General features: G+C 62.3%; 23 protein-coding genes. 11 read left to right on the top strand and 12 right to left on the bottom strand.

Annotated elements, in window-relative coordinates:
* Positions 1-192 precede the first annotated feature (192 nt).
* Positions 193-756, top strand: a complete 564-nt coding sequence (locus tag NE851_RS27015; protein ID WP_080759849.1) for a GNAT family N-acetyltransferase — start codon at positions 193-195, stop codon at positions 754-756.
* Here NE851_RS27015 and NE851_RS27010 read toward each other — a convergent pair whose 3' ends face one another.
* From NE851_RS27010 to NE851_RS26990, 5 genes are read right to left on the bottom strand one after another with little or no spacing between them, the layout of a single operon-like run.
* Positions 757-1,173, bottom strand: coding sequence for a GNAT family N-acetyltransferase (locus NE851_RS27010; protein WP_029867935.1), 417 nt, complete (start codon positions 1,171-1,173; stop codon positions 757-759).
* Positions 1,174-1,177: 4 nt separating this feature from the next.
* On the bottom strand, positions 1,178-3,247 hold the full coding sequence (locus NE851_RS27005; protein ID WP_254959043.1) for a hypothetical protein: 2,070 nt from the start codon (positions 3,245-3,247) through the stop codon (positions 1,178-1,180).
* Position 3,248: 1 nt separating this feature from the next.
* Entirely contained in the window at positions 3,249-6,062 is a 2,814-nt protein-coding gene (locus NE851_RS27000) for a DUF4159 domain-containing protein (protein WP_132572734.1), read from the bottom strand.
* The gene (locus NE851_RS26995; protein WP_028757019.1) at positions 6,059-6,979 is read right to left on the bottom strand and encodes a DUF58 domain-containing protein; all 921 of its coding nucleotides are present in this window, start codon (positions 6,977-6,979) and stop codon (positions 6,059-6,061) included. Before NE851_RS26995 ends, NE851_RS27000 begins: the two co-directional genes overlap by 4 nt.
* Positions 6,980-6,992: 13 nt before the next feature.
* Positions 6,993-8,003 (bottom strand): AAA family ATPase, encoded by a 1,011-nt coding sequence (locus NE851_RS26990; protein WP_028757018.1) that lies wholly within the window; start codon positions 8,001-8,003, stop codon positions 6,993-6,995.
* A gap of 158 nt (positions 8,004-8,161) precedes the next feature.
* Here NE851_RS26990 and NE851_RS26985 point away from each other — a divergent pair, with 158 nt between their 5' ends.
* From NE851_RS26985 to NE851_RS26975, 3 genes are read left to right on the top strand one after another with little or no spacing between them, the layout of a single operon-like run.
* Positions 8,162-8,785, top strand: coding sequence for a DUF1285 domain-containing protein (locus NE851_RS26985; protein ID WP_028757008.1), 624 nt, complete (start codon positions 8,162-8,164; stop codon positions 8,783-8,785).
* A complete protein-coding gene (locus NE851_RS26980) occupies positions 8,782-9,432 on the top strand; it encodes a CoA pyrophosphatase (RefSeq protein WP_028757009.1) in 651 nt (216 codons plus the stop codon). The genes NE851_RS26985 and NE851_RS26980 overlap by 4 nt, the downstream gene beginning before the upstream one ends.
* Complete coding sequence (locus NE851_RS26975) at positions 9,429-10,682, top strand: CCA tRNA nucleotidyltransferase (protein ID WP_063474521.1); 1,254 nt, start codon at positions 9,429-9,431, stop codon at positions 10,680-10,682. The genes NE851_RS26980 and NE851_RS26975 overlap by 4 nt, the downstream gene beginning before the upstream one ends.
* Before the next feature lie 66 nt (positions 10,683-10,748).
* On the opposite strand, the gene NE851_RS26970 is transcribed toward NE851_RS26975, so the two are convergent.
* From NE851_RS26970 to hemF, 3 genes are all read right to left on the bottom strand, one after another.
* Positions 10,749-10,934, bottom strand: coding sequence for a DUF1059 domain-containing protein (locus NE851_RS26970; RefSeq protein ID WP_010029983.1), 186 nt, complete (start codon positions 10,932-10,934; stop codon positions 10,749-10,751).
* Positions 10,935-11,046: 112 nt separating this feature from the next.
* On the bottom strand, positions 11,047-11,316 hold the full coding sequence (locus NE851_RS26965) for a hypothetical protein (RefSeq protein ID WP_028757011.1): 270 nt from the start codon (positions 11,314-11,316) through the stop codon (positions 11,047-11,049).
* Between the two features lie 103 nt (positions 11,317-11,419).
* A complete protein-coding gene (hemF, locus tag NE851_RS26960; protein WP_254959037.1) occupies positions 11,420-12,331 on the bottom strand; it encodes an oxygen-dependent coproporphyrinogen oxidase in 912 nt (303 codons plus the stop codon).
* 177 nt (positions 12,332-12,508) lie between these two features.
* On the opposite strand from hemF, the gene NE851_RS26955 reads away from it, so the two are divergent.
* The gene (locus NE851_RS26955; RefSeq protein WP_017965345.1) at positions 12,509-12,769 is read left to right on the top strand and encodes a hypothetical protein; all 261 of its coding nucleotides are present in this window, start codon (positions 12,509-12,511) and stop codon (positions 12,767-12,769) included.
* A gap of 3 nt (positions 12,770-12,772) precedes the next feature.
* Here the strand turns inward: NE851_RS26955 and NE851_RS26950 are convergent, their stop codons facing one another.
* Together NE851_RS26950 and NE851_RS26945 are read right to left on the bottom strand one after the other, a co-directional pair.
* Complete coding sequence (locus tag NE851_RS26950) at positions 12,773-14,419, bottom strand: Na/Pi cotransporter family protein (protein ID WP_028757013.1); 1,647 nt, start codon at positions 14,417-14,419, stop codon at positions 12,773-12,775.
* Between the two features lie 215 nt (positions 14,420-14,634).
* A complete protein-coding gene (locus NE851_RS26945) occupies positions 14,635-15,096 on the bottom strand; it encodes a tRNA (cytidine(34)-2'-O)-methyltransferase (protein ID WP_028757014.1) in 462 nt (153 codons plus the stop codon).
* 385 nt (positions 15,097-15,481) lie between these two features.
* Between NE851_RS26945 and NE851_RS26940 the strand changes: the two genes are divergently transcribed.
* Positions 15,482-17,338, top strand: a complete 1,857-nt coding sequence (locus NE851_RS26940) for an ABC transporter ATP-binding protein (protein ID WP_097542370.1) — start codon at positions 15,482-15,484, stop codon at positions 17,336-17,338.
* 87 nt (positions 17,339-17,425) lie between these two features.
* Here the strand turns inward: NE851_RS26940 and NE851_RS26935 are convergent, their stop codons facing one another.
* Entirely contained in the window at positions 17,426-17,656 is a 231-nt protein-coding gene (locus NE851_RS26935; protein ID WP_028757016.1) for a CopG family ribbon-helix-helix protein, read from the bottom strand.
* Positions 17,657-17,818: 162 nt separating this feature from the next.
* Here NE851_RS26935 and NE851_RS26930 point away from each other — a divergent pair, with 162 nt between their 5' ends.
* Entirely contained in the window at positions 17,819-19,732 is a 1,914-nt protein-coding gene (locus tag NE851_RS26930; RefSeq protein ID WP_097542077.1) for an ABC transporter ATP-binding protein, read from the top strand.
* On the opposite strand, the gene NE851_RS26925 is transcribed toward NE851_RS26930, so the two are convergent.
* Complete coding sequence (locus NE851_RS26925; protein WP_254959031.1) at positions 19,688-20,620, bottom strand: endonuclease/exonuclease/phosphatase family protein; 933 nt, start codon at positions 20,618-20,620, stop codon at positions 19,688-19,690. The two genes, NE851_RS26930 and NE851_RS26925, sit on opposite strands and share 45 nt — an antisense overlap.
* 284 nt (positions 20,621-20,904) lie before the next feature.
* On the opposite strand from NE851_RS26925, the gene petA reads away from it, so the two are divergent.
* From petA to NE851_RS26905, 4 genes are all read left to right on the top strand, one after another.
* On the top strand, positions 20,905-21,483 hold the full coding sequence (gene petA, locus NE851_RS26920; protein WP_063474524.1) for a ubiquinol-cytochrome c reductase iron-sulfur subunit: 579 nt from the start codon (positions 20,905-20,907) through the stop codon (positions 21,481-21,483).
* Between the two features lie 14 nt (positions 21,484-21,497).
* Positions 21,498-22,778 (top strand): cytochrome b, encoded by a 1,281-nt coding sequence (locus NE851_RS26915; RefSeq protein ID WP_047611266.1) that lies wholly within the window; start codon positions 21,498-21,500, stop codon positions 22,776-22,778.
* A gap of 25 nt (positions 22,779-22,803) precedes the next feature.
* Positions 22,804-23,688: a cytochrome c1 gene (locus NE851_RS26910; protein ID WP_047611264.1), complete on the top strand. Its 885-nt coding sequence runs from the start codon at positions 22,804-22,806 to the stop codon at positions 23,686-23,688.
* 114 nt (positions 23,689-23,802) lie between these two features.
* Positions 23,803-24,345: an adenine phosphoribosyltransferase gene (locus tag NE851_RS26905; RefSeq protein WP_254959027.1), complete on the top strand. Its 543-nt coding sequence runs from the start codon at positions 23,803-23,805 to the stop codon at positions 24,343-24,345.
* Positions 24,346-24,366: the final 21 nt, after the last annotated feature.

The raw sequence follows: 24,366 nt of genomic DNA, 5'->3' as shown, positions 1-24,366 counted from the left end.
TGTTCATCCCTTTGATTGCGTGTTGGAACGGAAGATATCGCAGATGGCAGGGCTTTACAGGCGGCAAAGATTGAACAGAGCGTCACGTCGTGCATTTTGCGTTGGACGACGGAAATTTTTCCTGCTATCGGCCTTTTCACGATTTTCGGACCCATGCTTGATGTTCATTTCCAGAAACCCGCGACGACGCTGATGTTCCCGAACGCCCAAGGCGTGTTCGAGACCCATCAATCTGTCCATCCGGTTTCTGTCATCATGTACAAGCACGATCTCGTCTACCTCACCGAAGACGCGTCCCACGACGCCGCCATCGAACACATCAACGAAGAAGCCTTCGGTCCTGGCCGTTTCACGCGTGCCGCCGCGCGCATCCGCGAGCAGGGGCCGCACGATCTGTCGCTCTCCTTCATCTGCGCCGACGACGGTGAGACGATCGCCTCCGTGCGCATGACGCCGGTGCTGGCAGGCTCCGTGAAGGGGCATCTGCTCGGCCCGCTCGCCGTCCGCCCCTCCCATAAGAATCAGGGCATCGGCCGGGAGCTGGTGCGGATCGCGGTGGAGGCGGCTAGACGCAAGGGCTCGGAAGCCGTCATCCTCGTCGGCGATCCGCCCTATTACGGCCCGCTCGGCTTCGAGAAGGTCGCCTACAACGCGCTGTCCTTCCCGGGCCCCGTCGATCCCGGCCGCGTGCTCGTCGTTCCGATCGCCGAGGGCGTGCACGAACGGCTGAAGGGCATCATCGCCTGGCACGGATGATCAGAGGTTTTTGCGGAGGAAGCTGCGCGTGCGGCCTTCCGGGAAATCCTGAAGCTCCCCGAAAACCTCATAACCCTGACGCAGATAGGCTCGCAGCGCCAGCGGGCTGAAAGTGTCGATCCAGGCGCCGCGGCATCCCCGGGTTCTCGCCTCGTCTTCCGCTTTTGCGAGGATCTCGCCGGCGAGACCGGTGCCGCGCAGCGTGTCGGGAATATAAAGCATCTGGGTGAAGAGCCAGCCCCAGGCGGTAAAGCCGGAAAGACCGCCGGTCACCTTGCCGTCGGTATCGCGGATGAGGACGGCGAGCGGCCGGCGATCCGAGGGGCCGACATCGCCGGTGTTGAAGGCCGAGAGCGCATCGGTGATCGCCGCGAGTTCCTCCGGCGAGGGTGAGGCGGTCAGCTCGAATTCCGGCATGAGATTACCGTCCTTCGCGCCACCACATGGCGCCGAAGGCGATCAGCAGGATGCCGACGCCGGCGAACCCAGCAAAGAGCGGCAGCGTGTTGATGCCCTTCAAGACCGTCTCGCTGGTCATGCGGATCATCATGCGATCATTGTCGGCGACGCGGACCTGGCCGCGCACCGGCAGGATCGGCGGGACGGAGATCGCGCCATTCGCATTGGCGACCCGGGTGACGAGACCCTTGCTTCTGTCGGCGACCGGCTGCAGCACATCGGTCGTCGAGATCATCGCCTTGAATTCCGGTGCGTCGACGGCGCCGATATGAACAAGCGTCGATAGCTTGCCGTTGCGGATTTCGAAAAGGCCGATCTCGTCCATCCTCTTCTCGGCCTTGTAGAGGCCCGGTTCGGACTGGGTGAGCGGCAGGGTTTCGGTCTTGCCGGAGGGATAACGCACGGTGGCGTTGCCGGGATTGTCGCCGATCGTCTGGCGCGTGACTTCAAGGGTCCGGCCGGAGGCGCGCGCCGTCAGCGCTTCTTCCTCGAGCGCCGGCTCCTTCATCAGCCAATGGGCGATCCGGCGATAGAGCGAAACGTTCGGACCGCCGCCTTCAAAGCCGCGCGCCCAGAGCCAGCCCTGATCGGAAAGCAGCATGGCGACGCGGCCCTGGCCGGCGCGGTTCAGCACCAGCAGCGGATGGTTGTCGGCGCCGAGCATGATCGTTTCGCCCTGCGGCCGGTCGACATCGACGCTGCGGAACCAGCGGCCCCAATGCGGCGGATCCTCGCCCGAACCATCAAGGCCGCGCGTGACGGGATGTTTGCGGCCTTCCTCGGAGAGGCGGGGATAGAAGGCCTTCTCGATCATCTGGCCGGTGGGCGTTGCCGGCAGGACCGAGGAAAGTGGCGTCAGTGCAATGGAATCGGGGCCGGCGTGCTCGGGACCGGCGGCGATCAGCAGCGCGCCGCCATTGTCGACATATTGCGCGATGTAATCGTAATAGAGCAGCGGCAGCACGCCGCGGTGCTGGTAGCGGTCGAAGATGATCAGGTCGAAATCCTTGATCTTGTCGACGAAGAGCTCACGCGTCGGGAAGGCGATCAGCGACAACTCGTTGATCGGCGTGCCGTCCTGTTTTTCCGGCGGACGCAGGATGGTGAAGTGGACGAGATCGACCGACGCGTCCGATTTCAGCAGGTTGCGCCAGGCGCGCTCGCCGGCATGCGGTTCGCCGGAGACAAGCAGGACGCGGAGATTCTGGCGGATGCCGTCGATGACGTGGACGGCGCGGTTGTTGGCGGTGGTGACTTCGCCGGGAAGGGCTGCGACCGAGAATTCGAGCACGTTGCTGCCGCCACCCGGCACCTTGAAGGAGAAGGGCGTATCCTGCCCGGGGGTCGCCTGCAGGGTGGCGATCTCGTCACCGTTCAGCTTCACCGTGACATCGGCTGTGCCGCCGGGGCTCGGGCCGTCGTCGAAGACGCGCAGGATCACCTGCTGCTCCTCGTTGACGATGCCGAAGCGCGGGCCCTTGATGACTTCGATGCGGCGATCGAATTCGTTGGCCTTGCCGGTGACCAGGCCATGGATCGGGGCGTCGAAACCGAGCGCCTGATTGGCGGCTGGAACATCATGGACCTCCCCGTCGGTCAGCATGATGGCGCCGCCGATGCGGGCGGGCGGAACATCGGCGATATTGGCCGACAGGGCGTCGAACAGGCGCGTGGACGGCACGTCGGAATTGACGTCGCCTTCGACATCGACGAAGCGCGGCTCTATCTGCGGGAAGCGAGCGAGCTGTCCCTTCAGCGCCGCAAGCGCGTCGTCGGTCATCTTGACGCGATCGGGCGTCTGCTGGCTCTGGCTGCGATCGACGAGAACAGGCACGATCGTCGACAGCTGATCGCGGTCCTCCTGCAGCAGCACGGGATTGGCAAGCGCAGTCAGCATGGCGAGTGCCGACAGCGTTCTGATCCAGGCGCCGCGAATGCCGCGCCAGATCGCGAAGGCGGCGATAACAGCGCTGACGACGGCCAGTGCGGCCAGAACCGACCAGGGCAGGAAGGGCGAAAAATCGAAGGTCATCTCATTGTCCTAACCGTTCGAGAAGGTCGGGAACATGGACCTGGTCGGTCTTGTAGTTGCCGGTCAGCATGTACATCATGATGTTGACACCGGAACGGTAGGCATACTCGCGCTGCGTTTCATCGGACGGCACGGTCGGCAGTATCGGTACGCCGTTGTCGTCGATCGCCCAGGCGCCGGCAAAATCATTGCCGGTGATCAGGATCGGCGAAACGCCGTCGGCCGTCGCCGCCGATTTTTCGCTCGGCTCCTGGCCGCCCTGCCGCGCCTCGATCCAGAGGGGGCTGCCGGTATAACGGCCGGGAAAGCTCGAGAGGAGATAGAAGGATTTCGTCAGCACGTGGTCCGATGGCACCGGCTCCAGCGGCGGAATGTCGAGATTGGCGAGGATTGCCTGTAGCCTCTCGCCGTTGGCGCTGACATTGCCGCCATTGTCCAATGCGCTGATCTGGTCGCGCGTATCGAAAAGCACGGTGCCGCCATTGCGCATATAGGCGTCGATACGGCTGATCGCCGCCGATGACGGCATCGGCGCCGTTGCCGAAACCGGCCAGTAGATGATCGGATAGAAGGACAGCTCGTCTTTGGTGAGATCGATGCCCACCGGCGGCGCCGGCTCCAGCGTCGTGCGGAAAGTCAGAAACTGGGTCAGTCCCTCGAGACCGCGCTCGGAAATATTGTCCACCTCCTGTTCGCCAGTAACGACATAGGCGAGGTGGGTGTTATCGAGCCTCTGCAGGATGAGGTCGTCGCCGGGTTGGGAATCGTTGGCGTGAAGCGTGCCGGGTTGCACGAGGAAGCCGGCGCCGACGGCGACCGCGACCATCGCTGCGGTGCGGACAGCCGGGCGCAATCGTGAGAATGCGCCATTCATGAAGAGAACGATCAGGCTGTCGGCCAAGAGCAGCAGAAAGGCTGCGAAAAAGAGTGCGGGTTTTGCCGACCAGCTTTCGCCGCCGATCAGGCCTTCGCGCACGGCATTGGTCCCGGTTGTGTCGAGCGGCGTCAGTTCGGCGTTCTCGGGCAGCACGTTCAGGGAGGTGAAACCATCCTCCGAGCCATAGAGCCCGGGCGGATTGTCGAAATTCGCGGTCGGTTCGGCTCCGGCCTGCGGAATGAGCGGCCGCGCCGAGCCCGTCTCGGAGACGAGCGTGCCCTTGGCCGTGAGCATGCGGAATGGCGGCAGGGTTTCGGAGACACGCGCATTGCCGCGCGCCTCCGACGTCACGCCGCCCGATCGCGATATCTGCAGGAGGTGACGCAGCATGTCGACGAAGGTACCTGAGATCGGCAGATCGGACCAGGTGGCCTCGGCGGTGACATGAAACAGGACGATCTGGCCGGATGCGATCTGTTTCATCGTGACCAGCGGTGTGCCGTCAGCCAGGCTTGCCCAGGTGCGTTCGGCAAGATCGGGCGTCGGTTCGGCAAGCACCTGCCGCTTGACGACGACATCGGCGGGGCGAGCTATGCCGGCGAAAGGCCCAAAATTCGGAAATTCGGCAAGCGACTGCGGCTCGCTCCAGGACAATGTGCCGCCAAGCGCCCGTTCCCCCTGGCGCAGGATGACGGGAATCAATGGATCGTCGGCGGGGGCAGCCGCCATGCGCGGGCCGGCGAAACGCAGCAGCATGCCGCCATTCGATATCCACCGCGTCAGAGGCTCGTAGGTTTCCTCAGGCAGCCGGCCGATATCGGCCATGATGATGATGGAGGGATTGCTGGCGAGAAGTTTTGGTATCGCGACCGAAAGATCGGAATCGGCGGGCTGGATCAGATCAGCATAGGGCTGCAGTGCCCGTTGGATATAATAGAGCGGAGAGAGCAGCGGTTGGAACTCATCGCCTCCTTCACCCGACAGCAAGACGACGCGGCGGCGCTTGAATGCGTCGTCGAGAAGGTGGACGGCGCCAGCCGTGGCGCCGTTGTCGACGCTGACGCGCGCGAAGTCGTTGCGCATCTCGAAGGGGGCGGTGATCGAACTCGTCGCGACGCTCTGGCCGGGACGGAAATCTACCCTGCCGTTGGCAATCGAGCGGCCCTGGGTATCGACGGCGTTCAGCGCCACCGATGCGGCCTGCAAACTGTTGAGCCGCGTGACCTTGACGGTCATGGCATCAGCCGCATTGTTGGCGGCGGTGATCGCGACCGTCCTTGCGGCATCGCCCTCGATCAGGCGGAGATCGATGGGCTGGAGTTCGGCGAGTCTGCGCACCGTGGCGTCGTCGGCCTTGGCAGCGGCGCCATCGGTCAGGAAGGCGAGGGTGCCGGGCTTGATGCCGTTCAGCGCGCCGCGCAGTGCCTGGAAGGCGCGTTCGCGGTCTGGCACCAGCGGTCGCGGCTCGGCGGCGCGCAGCTTGTCTCGGGCGGCCGCGGCGGTGCCGGGCACGGCGTCGTTGGTCGGATCGGCGGTAAAGGTGATCGACACCGGCGTGCCGGCGGATTCGGCGTCGTCTATCAACGCGTCGGCGGTCTGGATGCGGCGCTCCCAGTCGGGTGCCGCCGCCCAGCTGTTGTCGACGAAGAGGACGAGCGGGCCGCCCGATGCGAGCGAACTGGTGCGCGGATTGAAAACTGGATCGGCGATCGCAAGGATGATGGCGGCGGCGAGCAGCATGCGCAGCAGCGTCAACCACCACGGGCTCTGTGCCGGCGTCTCCTCGCGCTTCAGCACGGAAGCGAGGATCTTCAGCGGCGGGAAGACCTCGGTCTTCGGGCGTGGCGGTGTCAGCCGCAGCAGCCACCAGATGACGGGCAGGGCGACGAGCGCGCCGAGAATGGCGGGATAGGCGAAAGCGAAGGGAAGGGCGTTCATAGCTGCCCTCCATGCGTCGCCTTGGCCGGCATGCCGGACAGATACATGTGCACCGCGACCAGCGCCTCGGAAGCAAGATGATCGGTGCGGTGGCTTGCGAAGGTCCAGCCGAGATGGCGTAGCGACTGGCCGAGGCTGTCCCTGCGGGCGAGGTAGGCGTTGCGATAGGCCTCGCGAATGTGTTCGGCGCGGCCGGAAACGAGCTTTGCGCCGCTCTCCGGATCGGTGAATTCGGTGCGGCCGCTATAGGGGAATATCTCTTCGGCGGGATCGGATATCTCGACCACGTGGCCGCGCAGGCCGCGGCGGGCCAGCGGCCCGAGCCGTTCCATGATTGCCGGCGCATCGTCGAGGAAGTCGCCGATGAGGACGAGATCGCTCCAACCGCGGATCATCGCCGTTTCCGGCAGACCGCCGGTCAGCGGCGTGTGCATGAGCGCGGATGCGAGGCGTTCGGCAGCGTTGCGGGCGGAGGCGGGTTCCATGATGCCGGGGCAGCCGATGCGCTCGCCGGAGCGGGCGAGGATTTCGGCAAGCGCCAGCATGATGACCAGCGCGCGGCTTTCCTTGGAGACATTGCCGTAGCTCGACTTGTACATCATCGAGGGCGACATGTCGCACCAGAGCCAGATCGTGTGCGCCGCCTCCCATTCGCGTTCGCGCACATAGGTGTGGTCGTCGCGGGCGGAGCGGCGCCAGTCGATGCGCGACAGGCTCTCGCCCTCGGAATAGGGACGGAACTGCCAGAAATTCTCGCCGATGCCGCGCTTGCGGCGGCCATGCCAGCCGGCGATCACCGTGTTGGCGATGCGCTTGGCTTCCACCAGGCAGTCCGGCACCAGGGCGGCCCGCTGCCTGGCGCGGGAAAGGGCATCGCTGCCGGGTGTCGGATTGACGATCTGTCCGATAGATGCCACGCGTCCGGCTTCCTTATCCCTTTGCCTGCTTGACCAGTCCGGCGATGACGTCGCGCACCGACATGCCTTCGGCGCGGGCGGCGAAAGTCAGCGCCATGCGGTGCTGGAGAATGGGTTCGGCGAGCGCGAAAATATCGTCCAGAGACGGTGCGAGACGGCCTTCGTAAAGGGCGCGGGCACGCGCGCAGAGCATCATTGCCTGGCCGGCGCGCGGGCCTGGACCCCAGGCGACGTTCTTGTCGGTCGAGGCATTGCCCTGTCCGGGACGGGCCGAACGCACCAGCGCCAGGATGGCGTCGACGACCGTGTCGCTCACCGGCATCTGGCGCACCAGGGTCTGGATCTCGATCAGCCGCTGCGCATCGATGATGGCTTCCGGCCGGGTTTCGCCCAAACCCGTCGTTTCGAGCAGGATCTGGCGCTCGGCGGCGAGTTCGGGATAGTTGACGTCGACCTGCAGCAGGAAGCGGTCGAGCTGGGCTTCGGGCAGGGGATAGGTGCCTTCCTGCTCGAGCGGGTTCTGGGTGGCGAGCACATGGAAGGGCGCCGGCAGGTCATAGCGCTGGCCGGCGATCGTGATGTGATATTCCTGCATGGATTGCAGAAGAGCCGACTGGGTACGTGGCGAGGCGCGGTTGATCTCGTCGGCCATCAGGAGCTGGGCGAAGACCGGGCCCTTGACGAAACGGAAGGAGCGGCGTCCACTGTCGTCCTGGTCCATCACCTCGGAGCCGAGAATATCCGAGGGCATCAGGTCCGGCGTGAACTGGATGCGGTTGGCGGCAAGGCCGAGCACCTCGCCGAGCGTCGTCACCAGCCTGGTTTTGGCAAGACCGGGAACGCCGACAAGCAGGGCATGGCCACCGGAGAGCACGGCGAGGATGGTGTTTTCGACGACGCTTTCCTGACCGAAGATCACCTTCGAGACTTCCGCGCGGATGGCGGCGATATCGGAGAGCGCCTTTTCGGCGGCGGCGACGATCGCCTTTTCATCGAGGCTGGATTCGGTCTTCATCATACCCACGGGCATCTCCAACGGCTGAAATCATTCGGCAGCGAATCGGCGGACTTATACATGTGCCTCATACCCGATAGAGTTATGGAGATGAGACGGGCTGACAAGTTCGTTGCGAATGACTATCTCGTGACTTCACTTCGTTAAGGACAAACCGGGACGGAAGAATGGCAGCCGAGGAAATCAGCGGACAGGCGGATGCGGCGGGACTTGCCGCACTGATTTCGCGTGCATCTGACGAAAGTGGCGGAGAAAAACGCGGCTTACCGCCGGTCGAGCGGTGGAATCCGCCTTTTTGCGGCGATATCGACATGGAAATCAAGGCCGACGGCACCTGGTTCTACATGGGCACGCCGATCGGTCGGCCGGCGCTGGTGCGGCTGTTTTCGACGGTTTTGAGGAAGGACGATGATAAGAAGACCTATCTCGTAACTCCTGTGGAAAAGGTCGGGATAAGGGTCGTCGACGCGCCTTTCACCGCCGTGGAGATGAGCGTGACGGACCGAGAGGGTCAGCAGGTGCTGACCTTCCGTACCAATGTCGGCGATGTCGTGGAGGCGGGAGGAGACCATCGGCTGCGTTTTGCCATTGCGGACGGCAACGCCGAACTGAAACCCTATCTGCATGTGCGCGGGCGGCTGGAGGCGCTGGTGTCGCGTGCGGTGATGTATGAACTGGTCGCGCTCGGCGAGACTTTCGACGTGGGAGGGCGCGCGATGTTTGCGATCCGCTCCGCGGGCGAGGTCTTCCCGGTCATGCCGGCCGACGAACTGGATGCGCTTTCCCGATGAATGATGCAATTACCCAACGTTATCCGCTGTTCTCAGCAGCCGAATTCCGTCGCCGTGCGCTCAACCAGAATGGCGGGCCGGTCGATCATGCCTGGCGCGATCACGGGGACCATATCCTCAACCCCGATATCGTCGCCGAAGTCGAAACCTTCAAGCTGCGCGACGCCGCCGTGCTGGTGCCCGTCGTCGACGACGGCGAGGAGGCGCAGGTGATCTTCACCAAGCGCACGGCGACGCTGCGCAAACATTCCGGGCAGATCGCCTTTCCCGGCGGTTCGATCGATCCTGCAGATGTCTCGCCCGAAATGGCGGCGATCCGCGAGACGGAAGAGGAGATCGGCCTGGCCGGTTCCTTCGTCGAAACCGTCGGTCGCTTGCCGAATTATCTTGCCTCGACGGGCTTCCGCATCACGCCTGTGCTCGGCGTCGTCACGCCGGGCTTCGCGCTGACGCTGAACCCGACCGAGGTGGACGACGTGTTCGAGGTGCCGCTTTCCTTCCTGATGGATCCTGCCAATCACACCCGCGACAGGCGTGTCATCGACGGGATCGACCGACATTTCTACCGCGTGCCCTATGAAACCAGAATGATCTGGGGCATCACCGCCGGCATCGTCCGCACGCTTTACGAAAGGCTTTATGCATGACCGGCCTTGCCGACCAAGCATGGTTCCGCGACCCGGCACTCGGCCGGATCTTCGCACTTCTCAACGCCGATAGCGGGGAAGGACGGGTGGTCGGCGGCGCGGTGCGCAACAGCCTGATGGACCTGCCGGTCAGCGATGTCGACATCGCCACGACGCTCAGACCGGAGGCGGTGATCGAGCGGGCAGCGGCGGCGGGCATCAAGGCGGTACCAACCGGCCTGCAGCACGGCACAGTGACGCTCGTCATCGACGGCAAACCCTTCGAGGTGACGACGCTTCGCACCGACATCGAGACCGACGGACGCCATGCCAAGGTTGCTTTCAGCACCGACTGGAAGGCAGATGCCGAACGGCGGGATCTGACGATCAACGCGCTTTACGCCGATGCCGACGGCGAGGTGGTGGATCTCGTCGGCGGACTTGCCGACATTAAGACGCGCAACATCCGCTTCATCGGCGATGCCGCAAGGCGTATTGCCGAAGATCATCTGCGCATCCTGCGTTTTTTCCGCTTCTTTGCCTATTACGGGTCAGGACGGCCGGACGCCGAGGGGCTGAAGGCCTGTTCGGCAGCGCGTTCAAAACTGAAGATGCTTTCGGCAGAACGCGTCTGGTCGGAATTGCGAAAGCTGCTCGGTGCTGCCGATCCTGGCCGGGCGCTGCTCTGGATGCGGCAGGTGGCCGTGTTGACGGAAATCCTGCCGGAATCGGAACGATGGGGCATCGATGCGATCCCATCGCTGATCACCACCGAAAAGGCGCTCGGCTGGACGCCCGATCCGTTGCTGCGCCTTGCGGCGATCGTGCCGCCTGACGCGGGGCGCGTGGAGGCGCTTGCGGCCCGGCTCAAGCTCTCGAATGCGGAAGCGGCCACTCTCAAGGCCTGGGCAATGGCAGCGCCCGTCAATGACGAGATGTCGCCGGCCGCCTTCGAAAGGCTGCTTTACCGCAACGGCGCCGACGGCATCACGACGCGGCTGAAGCTGGCGCTTGCGGTGGCACGCGGCAAGGCTGAAGGCGATTTCGACGAAATGGCGCGGTCGGCGCGGCTCAGCAAGCTGCTGGACAAGGCAATGCATTGGAAGAAGCCGCAGTTTCCGCTGAACGGCGGCGACGTGATTTCGGCGGGAGTGGCGTCCGGCCCGCGCGTCGGCGAATTGCTTGCCGGCCTGGAAAACCAGTGGGTGGAGGAAAATTTCGCCTCCGACCGGGCGGAACTGCTCGTCCGGCTGCAGGAACGCGTGCAATAGGCAATCCGGCGTCGCATCCGTCGGATGCGGCGACTTTGGTCGTTGATATCGATACTCGCCCAGCTATTAGGCGGCGGTCGCTTCGTCGCGGATGCGGGCCTTGATGTTATCAACCATGTTTTCGCGTATGGTCGTTTCGCCGTGGGCCGTCTTCAGGTGCTCGACGGCGCGGCGAACCACTTCTGCGTCATTATCCGCCCGGGTGTGCCAAGCGCAGCCGGGAACGAGCGTGCCGCATTCGAAAAGTCGCATGGTTTTCTCCTCTGTCTGAAACGCAACGGCCATCGCGCTTTCACGCGATTGATGAATGTGCGGAGGAGGAGAAGGTTCCGGCCGGCATAAGATGACGACCGGAGAAGGTCTTTCAGTCGGGCATCGCCCAGGCTTTGTAGGTATCCGAAAGCTGGCCGGGCATGTTGCTGTTGGCGGCCGCGGCTTCGTTCTGCAGCTGTTCCGGTGATTTCCCACCGGCCAGTTGCAGCTTGACCTGCTCGATGAAGCAGGACAGCGGCAAATCCGAGCCGCTCTTGGCCCGCAGTTTCTCCGCGATGCGCGTCAAAAACTCGGATGTGTCGATCGTGCGGGATGTTTCCTGGACATCCGTGGACGTAGGCGAGCCACTTTGTATCGTCATGACAATCCTCCTCCGATTGTTACGCACATACATATAAAGTTAGGACGCGCTGAATTTTCGTGAAGGTCTATCAACTCGAATTTATCGATGAGATATCACAGTCTCACGGCCAACGGACGACGGGGGGCAGCGAGGAGAGAATGGATTCCACATTGCCGCCGGTCTTCAAGCCGAAGATCGTGCCGCGATCATACAGCAGATTGAATTCGACGTAGCGGCCCCGGCAGATCAATTGTTCGTCGCGATCGGCCTCTGTCCACAACTTGTTGAAGTTGGAGCGAACGATCTTCGGATAGACCATGGCGAAGGCCCGGCCGACATCGCGCGTGAAGGCGAAATCGGCGTTCCAGCCGCCGGCTTCCTCGCTCGAATGCAGCCAGTCGTAGAAGATGCCGCCGATGCCGCGGGCCTCATTGCGGTGCTTCAGGAAGAAATATTCGTCGCACCAGGCCTTGTAGGCATCGTAATCGGCGACGGCGTGATTGCGGCAGGCGATCTCCATCGCCTTGTGGAAGAGCTGGCTGTCCTCGTCCTCCTGGGTCCGGCGGCGCGACAGCACCGGCGTCAGGTCGGCGCCGCCGCCGAACCAGCGGCTTGATGTGACCACCATGCGGGTGTTCATATGCACGGCGGGAACGTTGGGGTTCACGGGGTGGGCGATCAGCGAGATGCCCGAGGCCCAGAAACGCGGATCATCCTTGGCACCTGGTATCTGCGTCCGGAAATCCGGGGAGAATTCGCCGTGAACGGTGGAGGTGTGGACGCCGACCTTTTCGAAGACGCGGCCTTCCATCATCGACATCCGGCCACCGCCGCCGGCGCCGTTTTCGCGTGACCAGTCCTTGGCGACGAAGCGGCCGGGTTCCTGGTCGGAGAGCGGCCCTTCCAATTCGTCTTCGATGGCTTCGAAGGAGGCGCAGATCGTATCGCGCAATCCCTCGAACCAATTGCGGGCGGCAGCCTTCTTCTCTTCGATATCGTCAGGCAAGCCGATCGGCAGTTCCGGTCTTTCCATTTGCGCCTCCGGCGGTCACATCCGCTGTGGAAGCGACTCGCTCATTCTTGATTGCGCGCCATGATTAGCAGTTGGCGCAGCATCTCGCCAAGCGTGGCCAAGCACGGCTGGGCGCTTCCAAGATTCGACTCGCAAATCAAGTATTTCGATACTACCTTTTCCCAAGAGGTAGGTTAGATGAAAAAAGTTCCAGGACCTCCATCCTTCGATGGGCTGAAGCGCAGGATAGCGAGACATCGGGCGGAAAATCCTCCGCGCAAGAAGGACCATTTCGTGCGTGAGACATATTGCCTCGGCCTCATGGACGCGCGGGCCAAGGCGCGCGAATGGTTCGACGAATATCCGAAAGCCGCCTACTGGACCGAGGTGGAAAGCTGGCGCCAGCTCGACGGCGACCAGATCGAATTCACCATGCGCCGCCTGCCTTCGGCCGACTGATCGTCACTTCGCAGTGGTGCGTACGCGGCTTTCGATCAAGAGGCCGCTTTCATCCATGATTGGATGCGCGACGGAGACGATGTGGGCGTTGATGCGCTTCAGGTCGCGCAGCATGTCGAGATGCAGCGAACTCGTCTGCAGGCTGTCGGCGCGGCCATCGCGCAGACGTTCGAGGTGGCGCTCGGCAGATTGTTTTTCCATCCGGCGCACCTCGACCTTCACCTCCATCATCTGACGCGCGAGATTGAAATCGCGGGTGACGAAGATCGTCTGGGCGACGCGCAGATTGTCGATCGTCAGATCGAACAACTTGCGCAGTTCCTGATGACCGTCCTCGGAGAATTTCAGGCCAAGCGAGATCTTCTTCGTCACCTGCTCCAACAGGCCCTTCTCGATGATGTCGCCCATATGTTCGAGGTTGATCGCATAGTCGATGACGACGATCGAGCGGCGGGCGTTCTCATCGCTGAGACCCTCGCGGCCAAGTCTGGAGAGATAGACCTTCACTGCCTGCTGCAGTCGGTCGACGCGCTCTTCGAGGGCGGGGATCTCGGCAAGCTTGGATGCGTCGTTGCGCTCGAAGGCTTCGGAGACCCGGATCAGCATGCGCTCGATCAGGTCGCCGACGCCGAGCACTTCGCGGGTGGCGCTGGCGAGGGCCACGACCGGCGTCGAAAGCTCCTGCGCATCCAGATATTTCGGGGCACTGTCAGGCTCGGCCTGATCCGGCACCAGCCTGGCCATCAGGGCGGCGAGCGGCCTGGAGAATGGCCAGGCAACTGCTGCCAGCAGAAGGTTGAAGGCAAGATGCGCATCGACCGGCAGCTTGGCCGGGCCAAAGGGCAGCATCTGGATGAGTTCCGCACCGTAGCCCGCCAGCGGCAGGGCGATGAGACAGCCGAGCGTGCGGATGGCGAGATTGCCGAGAGTGACGCGCCGCGCCGAAGCCGGGCCGGACAATGTCGCGACCACAGGCGGTATCGCACCGCCGAGATTGGCGCCGAGCACGAGCACGATGACGAGTTCGGCAGAGACCACGCCGGCCGAGGCAAGCGACAGGATGAGCACCACCACCGCAAGGCTCGACGAGGACGCAAAGGCGAGTGCCGCCGAGACGATCATTGCCACGGGCAGGGCGCCGTCCAGCAGGCCGATGAAGGCCGCAAGGGCGGGAGAGGCGCGCATGGGCTCCGTCGCAAGGCCGAGAAGGTGCAGCGACAGCAGCATCAGCCCGATGCCGATCAGCGCCGTGCCGCCGCCCTGGCTGGTGCTGGAGCGGCCGCGGTAAAGCACGATGCCGGCGAGGATCAGAAGCGGGGAAAGCCATTCGATGCCGGTGGCGACGATCCAGGCTGTGATCGCGGTACCGACATTGGCGCCGAGCAGAACGATCTGCGCCATGCGCGGCTTGATCAGGTCACGTTCGACGAAGGAGGCGGTCATCAGCGCCGTTGCCGTCGAACTCTGCAGCGCGACCGTTGCAACGAGACCCGACAGGAAAGAACGAAGACTGCCGCGCGTACCGGTCGCCAGACCCGTTCTGAGGCGGGCTCCGAAGGCTCTGGATACGCCATCCTTTACCTGCGCGAGGCCGAACAGCAGCAGAGCCACGGCGCCGAACAGGTTGATCATGATGATTGTAGAGTCCATTTTGTTGTTTTTATTCTTCTTTCACAGATCTGGAGAAGTGCTGCTTTCCTCGCATAGCTATTCCAACTTATTGAAATCATGGAGGCCAATATTGAATTTTTGATTGCCCGGCTAATAAATATACGCTGGTTTCACAGATAGACAACGCTATTTTGCGACATATTCTGGAGCGGATCGGCAATTCCGCAGGCTTTGCTCCGCCGGCGCCGCGTTCGTCAGGTCCAGACGGTTTGGCGCATTGCCTCACCGACGATCATGGCGGCCGAAACAGCGACGTTGATCGAGCGCTGGCCGTCGACCATTGGGATCAGGATGCGTGCATCGGCTGCTTCATGGACCTGATCCGGCACGCCGGCGCTTTCGCGGCCGAAGAGCAGGATATCGTCCGGGCGGAAGGCAAAATCAGTGTAGCGCTCCGCCGCCTTGGTCGAGGCGAGGATCAGGCGGCCGCCGGTGGTCAGGCGCCACGCTTCGAAGCGGTCCCAATTGACATGGCGGGTGAGGGCCGCGGCGGCGATATAATCCATGCCGGCCCGTTTCAGGTTGCGGTCGGACACATCGAAGCCGGCGGGCTCGATCAAATCGACCGCGAAGCCAAGGCAGGCGGCAAGGCGCAGGATCGTGCCGGTATTGCCAGGAATATCCGGCTGATAGAGTGCCAGTCTGAGTAAAGTCATGATGCGCCGTCTTTCCGCTTTCGCCGTCAAAGGCCTAATGCAACTGTGATTTCGGCGCAACAGGGCGCGTTTTGACCAGGAAACGTTCAATTTACGGCAATACAGGGCTGGAATTTTCGCGGTTTTCGCGTTATCCATGCCTATCTTCAATCGCCAGCAGGGAGGGTCACAATGAATATTTTGCTCGATATGCGCCTTCCCGCCGTGATGCCGATTAAGGCGACACGCCGCCGCTAGTGCGCATTTCTTTCTGAAATCCCCCTTTTGATCCATTGTGCGGCTGTTTCGGCCTCGCCCCTTGAACGTTCGGTTCCCATATGTGCTTGCATGGCGCTGGGATGGCGCGAAGCCGGGAGCCGAAACGCTGACGTTTCGGAGCAATTTCATGTTTGGCTGGTTCGAACAGCGACTCAATCCCTTTCCGAGCGAGGAGCCTGTCGCCCCGCCGAAGGGTCTCTTTGCCTTCTGCTGGCATTACAGCAAGCCGGCAGCCCCCTGGCTCGGCCTGATGGCGCTGCTGACAGCGCTGATCGCCGTCGGCGAAGTGGCGCTGTTCCAGTTCCTGGGCGACATCGTCGACTGGCTGACCAATGCCGACCGCGCCACCTTCCTGCAGACGGAGGGTCACAAGCTTTTCTGGATGGCGGCGCTTGTGCTGGTCGGTCTGCCGCTGACGGCGGGGCTCGATTCTCTCATCATGCATCAGATGATGCTCGGCAATTATCCGATGATCGCACGCTGGCAGATGCACCGCTTCCTGCTGCGCCACAGCATGTCGTTCTTCGCCAACGAGTTTGCCGGGCGTGTCGCCACCAAGGTGATGCAGACGTCGCTCGCCGTGCGCGAGACGGTGATGAAGATCCTCGACGTCTTCGTCTATGTCGTGACGTACTTCCTGACGATGATCATCGTCATCGCAGCGGCCGACTGGCGGCTGATGATCCCGATCCTCGTCTGGCTCGCCGTCTATATCAGCATCGTCGCCTATTTCGTGCCACGGCTTCGCAAGATCGCGGCCGCCCAGGCGGATGCGCGCTCGATGATGACGGGGCGCGTGGTCGACAGCTATACGAATATCGCCACCGTCAAGCTGTTTTCGCATGCGGGCCGCGAGGAGGTCTATGCCAAGGAGGGCATGGATGAGTTCCTGCAGACCGTGCACAAGCAGATGCGCAAGGTGACGCTCTTCCACATCAGCGTCTATCTGAACAACTGCGTTGCGCTCTTCGTCATTTCGGGCCTGTCGATCTGGTTCTGGCTGAACGGAGCGATCTCCGTCGGCGCCATCGCCATCGCCATTGGTCTTGCCATGCGCGTCAACGGCATGTCGCAATGGATCATGTGGGAAGTCTCGGCGCTGTTCGAGAATATCGGCACGGTCTATGACGGCATGGAGATGATGAGCAAGCAACACGACATCGTCGACAAGCCGGGCGCGCCCACCTTGACGGCGAAGAAGGGCGCGATCCACTACGACCGCATCCGCTTCCACTACGGCAAGAGCAAGGGTGTCGTCGACAATCTGTCGCTCGACATCAAGGCGGGCGAGAAGGTCGGCCTGGTCGGCCGCTCGGGCGCCGGTAAGACGACGCTGATGAACCTGCTGCTGCGCTTCTACGACCTGGAGGCCGGCCGCATCACCATCGACGGGCAGGACATCGCCGGCGTCTCGCAGGAAAGCCTGCGCTCGCTGATCGGCGTGGTGACGCAGGATACGTCGCTGCTACATCGCTCGATCCGCGACAACATCGCCTATGGCCGTCCCGATGCCTCGGACGTCGAGATAATCGAGGCCGCCAAACGTGCGAATGCCTGGGAGTTCATCGAAGGCCTCGTCGACATGCAGGGCCGCGAGGGGCTCGACGCGCAGGTCGGCGAACGCGGCGTCAAGCTGTCTGGCGGTCAGCGGCAGCGCATCGCGATCGCCCGCGTTTTCCTGAAGGACGCGCCGATCCTGGTGCTCGACGAGGCAACTTCGGCGCTCGATTCGGAAGTCGAAGCGGCAATCCAGGAGAACCTCTTTGCCCTGATGGAGGGCAAGACGGTGATCGCGATCGCCCACCGGCTTTCGACGCTGACGGAGATGGACCGGCTGATCGTGCTCGACAAAGGCCGGATCATCGAGGCCGGCTCGCACAGCGAACTGATCGAGGGCGGCGGTATCTATGCCGACCTCTGGAACCGCCAGTCCGGCGGCTTCCTCTCCGATCACGCCGAGGAAGCGGAAGAGGCTGCGGAATAAGATGAAAGAGGCCCTCCCTGCGAAAGCGGGGAGGGCCTCTTGAATTCTCAGGGTCGCTTCGAATTTGCCGGCGCGTTTGCTATCCGTTCAAAGGCTGTCGGCCCAGTCGATCGCGCGGTGGTGTTCGATCAGGACGATGGTGTTGGCGGCGGCGATCGTGCGCAGCGCCGTGATGCGGCGGCGCTCCTCCTGGTCGATCCAGGCGGTGATGGCCTCGGTGACGATTTCGTCGCGCGGCTGCGCCAGGTCGATGGCCAGGGCATCCAGCCTCTCTGCAAGCGGAAGCGGAATATGCGCATCGAGCATTTTCGTTTCCATGGACCTTCTCTCCGGTGACACGCGATCGTAACGTCAGATTGTGACGGGTTCGGGGGCAGTCAATGGCGATGCCGCCGATGTTATCGTTTATTACAAAAATATAAGATTGCGTCCGCTTTTCATTCTCTTTGCCGCTCCCCTCAATCCGCCTATATCGCTTCTATGTTCCTGCGCCCCATCCTCCGCCTGTTCGAAACCTGGATCGATCCGTTCCGTCCACGCGCCAATCTCCAGCCGCCGCGCTCGACGCTCGGCTTCGTCTGGTTCTATATCGGCCAGGCGAGGATGCCGTTCATCGCCATGCTCGTTCTCGGCGGGACATCGGCGGCAATCGAGGCGGCGCTCTTCTGGTTCGTCGGCCGGCTGGTCGATATCCTCGGCAGTATCAAGCCCGGCGCCGGCTGGAGCGGACTTCTCGCAGCCCATGGCGGCGAACTGTTCGGCATGCTCGCCCTCATCGGGGTCGTGCGCTTCGTCGTCGCCTTCCTGATCGCGCTCGTCGATCAGCAGGTGATCACGCCTGGTTTCTATAATCTAGCACGCTGGCAGTCCTATCTCCATGTCTCCCGCCAGTCTTTATCGTTCTTTCAGAGCGATTTCTCCGGACGTATCGTCACCAAGGTCTGGTCGGCCGGGCAGGCAACCGGCGATCTCGTCACCTCGCTGATGGAAAGCGTCTGGTTCGTCGGCATCTATGCCGTAACGACGCTCGTGCTCGTCGCCCGGCTGGACTTCTCCCTTGCCGCCGTCGTGCTGTTCTGGCTTGGCGCCTTCAGCCTGCTTGCCCGCCACTTCGTTCCGCGAATTCGCCATCATTCCCGCGAAACGGCGGAAGCCGGATCGATGCTGAATGGCCGGATGGTCGATTCCTACAGCAACATGCAGACGCTGAAGCTGTTTGCGCGCGATGAGGAGAGCGACCGCTATATGCGGCAGGGCTTCGATATCTATCAGGATACGGTGCTGCGTTTCACGCGGTTCATCACTGGTGTCAGGGCCTCCATGGCGCTGCTCTCCGGCCTGATGATCGTGACGATGGCGGGGCTGAGCGTCGACTTGTGGCTGCGCGGCCTGGTCAGTTCCGGTGCTGTGGCATTCTCGTTGGCGCTGGTGCTCCGGCTGAATTTCCTGCTCGGACGGCTGATGACGCAGTTCAACGGCATCATGCGCAATCTCGGCACCATCCAGAACGCCGCCGAACTGATCTCGCAGCCGCTGGGGCTCGTCGACCGGGCCGATGCCAAAAACCTGGTGATCCGCCATCCCGGCATCCGCTTCGACAATGTTTCCTTCCGCTACGGCAAGGGTCATCAGCCGGTCGTCGAGAATTTCTCTCTGACCATCCGACCGGGCGAAAAGGTCGGAATCGTCGGCCGTTCGGGCGCGGGGAAGTCGACCCTGATGAACCTGCTTCTAAGACTCTACGACATCCAGGACGGCCGCATTCTCATCGACGGCCAGGATATTGCAGCCGTGACGCAGGAATCGCTCAGGATGCAGATCGGCGTCGTCAGCCAGGACACTTCGCTGCTGCACCGTTCGGTGCGTGACAATATCCTGTTCGGACGGCCGGATGCCGGCGAGGAGGGGCTGGTCGAGGCGGCCAAGCGCGCCGAAGCCATCGACTTCATCGCCCGCCTGCAGGATCAGCAGGGCCGCAGAGGTTTCGATGCGCATGTCGGAGAGCGCGGTGTCAAACTGTCTGGCGGGCAGCGCCAGCGCATCGCCATTGCCCGCGTCATGCTGAAGGATGCCCCGATCCTTGTTCTCGACGAGGCGACGTCGGCGCTCGATTCGGAGGTGGAGGAAGCGATCCAGTCCAATCTCCACCGGATCATGGAAGGCAAGACGGTGCTTGCGATCGCCCATCGGCTGTCGACGATCGCCGCACTCGACCGGCTGATCGTCGTCGATCTCGGCCGGATCATCGAGGAGGGCAGCCATGACGAACTGCTTCGCCGCGGCGGGCTCTATGCCGAACTTTGGGCACGCCAGTCCGGCGGCTTCCTCGCGACGGACGAGGATGTGGGCTCAAGGGTCGACGACGAATTCCGCCATGAGGCCAAAATGGTTTGATCCGAAACTGTCCTCGATGCGGCGGACCGATTTCAGCCGCAGGGGCGCCCTGCTGAAGATATGATCGATCGGAATGCCGAAAGCACCGGCGCGGATTGGCCATGTCGCCGGCTCCAGCGATGCCGTGCCCAGGCCCTGGCTGCGCATGAGATACTGCACGTCGGGCGCCAGAATCGACGTATTGAAATCACCGGCAAGAACGAGCGGTCCCGGCAGGGAAGGGATAATCTCCGCGAGGTCTGCGATCTCAAGGCCGTGGAATTCGTCGTAATAGGGTTTGGTCAGGTGCGCGGCGAGGAAATTGACCTTCTGGCCGTCGAAATCGATCGTCGAGATCGTCAGCCGGTTGCGCCATAGGAGCCCGAGGCTGCGGATACGAGGTTCGATAAGCGGGCGCTTCGACAGGACCAGCGTATCGCATTGCTCCATGCCGACACCGCAGCCGATGTAATAAGGGTAGGTCTTCAACAGCCGCGGCAATTCCGACAGCAGCGGTTCGGCCTCCAGGATGTTGACGACGTCGGCGCCTGAGGCAATGGCCATGTCGGCGATCGCTGCCCCGTTCGCGAAATTATCGTTCTCGATATTGAAGGACATCAGCTTGAAGAGGACCGGGCGGCTTTGATCGACCGCGGGCTCGACGAATTCGCGCATCATCACGGCGCCGTGGACGGCAAGAACCAGCGATACGCCGAGCGTCAGAAACCCATACCAGTGCCGCTTGACGAGAAGGGCCCCGATCGAGGCGGCCGCCGCGGCCGCCGCCAGATGGAGCTGGAAGCTGTAAAAGAAGGAAAGCAGGTAGAAATCTTTGACATAGCGCAGAGAGACGATGGCGAGGACGAGGGTGGTGAGGACGCTCAATACGCAAAAAATCGTGTCTCTCATCCGCTCCGGTCCGGCTCGCTGGCGTGGTTGTGACTGCGCCTATCACGCCGGCTTTTTTGTTGCAATGCAACATAATGGCGAGCGCGTGTTTGCCTTAAAAAATTCATCCGAAATTTCCCGCGACATTGTGCCCTCATCCCCTTGTCAAGGCTGGACATAATTTGCGATCAAGCATAGAACGCGCCGGATTGCCGGGGAATCTATGGCCGAATTGTGTCCAGAGAGATTCGCCGGTAGAGGGGGTAGGGCGGAATTCCGCGAAAATTGCGCAGAGGATGTTAGCCGTGAGCGAACACGAAACGACAAGCGAGGGCATGGGCGAACCCACTCGCCGTGATTTCCTTTATCTCACCACTGGTATGGCAGGCGCCGTCGGCGCCGTTTCGGTCGCTTGGCCGTTCATCGATCAGATGCGTCCTGATGCTTCGACGCTCGCTCTCGCCTCCATCGAAGTCGACGTTGCCAGCCTCGAGCCCGGCATGTCGCTGACGGTCAAATGGCGCGGCAAGCCGATCTTCATCCGTAACCGTACCCCGGAAGAAGTGACGGCCGCAGCCGATGTTCCGCTGTCGGACCTCAAGGATCCGGTCGCGCGCAATGCAAACCTTCCTGTCGACGCTCAGGCAACGGGTGTTGACCGTTCGGGCGGCAAGGGCAAGGAAAACTGGATCGTCATGATCGGCACCTGCACACATCTCGGCTGCGTGCCGCTCGGCCAGGCCGGCGAATACAATGGTTGGTTCTGTCCCTGCCATGGCTCGGTCTACGACACGGCCGGCCGTATTCGTAAGGGTCCTGCGCCGCAGAACCTGGCGATTCCGACCTTTTCATTTTTGTCCGATACCAAAATCAAGATCGGTTGAGGGGAGACTGATTAATGAGTGGCCATTCCAGCTACGAGCCATCAACCGGCCTCGAGAAATGGGTCGATGCGCGCCTTCCGCTGCCGCGCATGGTCTATGACAGCTTCATCGCCTATCCGGTTCCGCGTAACCTGAACTATGCCTACACCTTCGGCGCCATGCTCGCCGTCATGCTGGTGGTGCAGATCCTGACGGGTGTCACGCTCGCCATGCACTACGCCGCCGACACGACGATCGCCTTCAACTCCGTTGAAAAGATCATGCGCGACGTCAACCACGGCTGGCTGCTGCGCTACATGCATGCCAACGGCGCATCCTTCTTCTTCGTTGCCGTCTACCTGCACATCGCCCGCGGTCTTTACTACGGCTCCTACAAGGCGCCGCGCGAAATCCTCTGGATCCTTGGCGTGGTCATCTACCTCCTGATGATGGCGACCGGTTTCATGGGCTACGTCCTGCCCTGGGGCCAGATGTCCTTCTGGGGTGCGACGGTCATTACCGGCTTCTTCTCGGCTTTCCCGCTGGTCGGCGAATGGATCCAGCAGTTCCTGCTCGGCGGCTTTGCCGTCGACCAGCCGACGCTGAACCGCTTCTTCTCGCTGCACTACCTGCTGCCCTTCATGATCGCCGGCGTCGTCGTCCTGCACATCTGGGCGCTGCATGTCGTCGGCCAGACCAACCCGACGGGCGTCGAGGTCAAGACGAAGACCGACACGGTTCGCTTCACGCCCTATGCGACGATGAAGGATGCGCTCGGCGTTTCGGTCTTCCTGCTGGTCTATGCCTATTTCGTCTTCTACCTGCCGAACTTCCTCGGCCATGCCGACAACTACATCCCGGCTGACCCGTTGAAGACGCCGGCCCACATCGTTCCGGAATGGTACTTCCTGCCCTTCTACGCGATGCTGCGCTCGATCACCTTCAATATCGGCCCGATCGACTCCAAGCTCGGCGGCGTGCTGGTGATGTTCGGCGCGATCATCGTGCTGTTCTTCCTGCCGTGGCTCGATACCTCGAAGGTCCGTTCGGCCGTCTACCGCCCCTGGTACAAGCTGTTCTACTGGCTGTTCGTGATCAATGCGATCATCCTCGGCTGGCTCGGTTCGCAGCCGGCGGAAGGGCTGTTCACCACGATCTCGCAGATCTGCACACTCCTCTACTTCGCTTTCTTCCTGGTCGCGATGCCAGTTCTAGGCCTGGTGGAAACGCCGCGCCGTATCCCGAACTCGATCACCGAAGCGGTGCTCGAAAAGCGCAACAAGACAGCTGCCGCCAGTGCAGCGGCCAATGCGTAAGCGCGCGACGGAAGGGAATAGAAATATGAAAACGCTTGTTGCAAGCATTCTGCCGCTCGCCGTCGCTGTCGTTCTCGGCAGCGCAGCCTTCGCCGAGGAAGCGGCGCCCGCGAATGGAGCAGCACCTGCCCATCACGAGGAAGGCGCGACGCCGCACTATCCGCTGAAGGAGCCGAAAGAGGAGGAATGGAGCTTTGCCGGACCGTTCGGTCATTACGACAAGGCTCAGCTTCAGCGCGGCCTCAAAGTCTATACCGAAGTCTGTTCCGCCTGCCATTCGATGAACCTTGTGCCTTTCCGCATGCTCGACGAGCTCGGTTATTCCGAGGCGCAGGTGAAGGCTTTCGCCGCGAATTACGAGGTCCAGGATGGCCCGAACGCCGCCGGCGAGATGTTTACCCGCAAGGCGGTCCCTTCCGATCACTTCCCGTCGCCTTTCCCCAATGCGGAAGCGGCGGCTGCTTCCAACAATGGCGCGGCTCCGCCCGACTTTTCGTTGATCGCAAAGGCCCGCGAGGTCGAGCGCGGTTTCCCGCAATTCGTCTTCGATATCTTCACCCAATATCAGGAAAGCGGACCGGACTACATCCACTCGCTGCTGACCGGCTATGAAGAGCCGCCGGCCGGTTTCCAGGTGCCTCAGGGTGGACATTATAACCCTTATTTCCATGCCGCCGCCGTCCTCGCCATGCCGAAGCCGCTCTCCGACGGCCAGGTGACCTATGACGACGGCGCGCCGGCGACCGTCGAGCAGTATTCCAGGGACGTTTCCGCCTTCCTGATGTGGGCCGCCGAGCCGCATCTCGAAGAGCGCAAGCGCACCGGCTTCATGGTCATGATCTTCCTGGCGATCTTCACGGTGCTGATCTACCTGACGAAGCGCTCGGTTTACGCCAACAAGGAACACTGAGCGTTCCCTACCGGAATTCGAAAGGCGGCTTGCAGGCCGCCTTTTTTGTTGGTTCCATTCCTGTCAATTGATAGGGTGCGGCCAGTTTCATGCGCTCGCAGATATGGATTTTCCATGGACAATACGACTTCGGAGCTCGCAGCCAGCATCCGCTCCATTCCCGACTATCCCAAGCCGGGCATCATCTTCCGTGACATCACCACGCTGCTCGGCAACCCCCGCGCTTTCCGCCGAGCAGTCGACGAACTCGTGCAGCCCTATGCGGGCATGAAGATCGACAAGATCGCCGGCATGGAGGCGCGCGGCTTCATCCTCGGCGGCGCGGTGGCGCACCAGCTTTCCTCGGGCTTTGTGCCGATCCGCAAGAAGGGCAAGCTGCCGCACGAGACCGTGCGCATCGCCTACAGCCTGGAATATGGCGTCGACGAGATGGAGATGCATCGCGATGCGGTGCAGCCCGGCGAGAAGGTGATCCTGGTCGACGACCTGATCGCTACCGGCGGCACGGCGGTGGGTGCCACGAAGCTGCTGCGCCAAATCGGCGCCGAAGTGGTCGGCACCTGCTTCGTCATCGATCTGCCGGATCTCGGCGGCCGCAAGAAGCTGGAAGAGCTCGGCGTCGTCGTGCACACGCTGGTCGAATTCTCCGGTCACTGAGTCTGTGGCTACTATGCGGCA

This window comes from Rhizobium anhuiense bv. trifolii (genome assembly GCF_024346605.1).
GTDB lineage: Bacteria > Pseudomonadota > Alphaproteobacteria > Rhizobiales > Rhizobiaceae > Rhizobium > Rhizobium anhuiense.
Note: the sequence above shows the minus strand (reverse complement) of the source record. Positions and strands in the feature narration are given on the sequence as shown.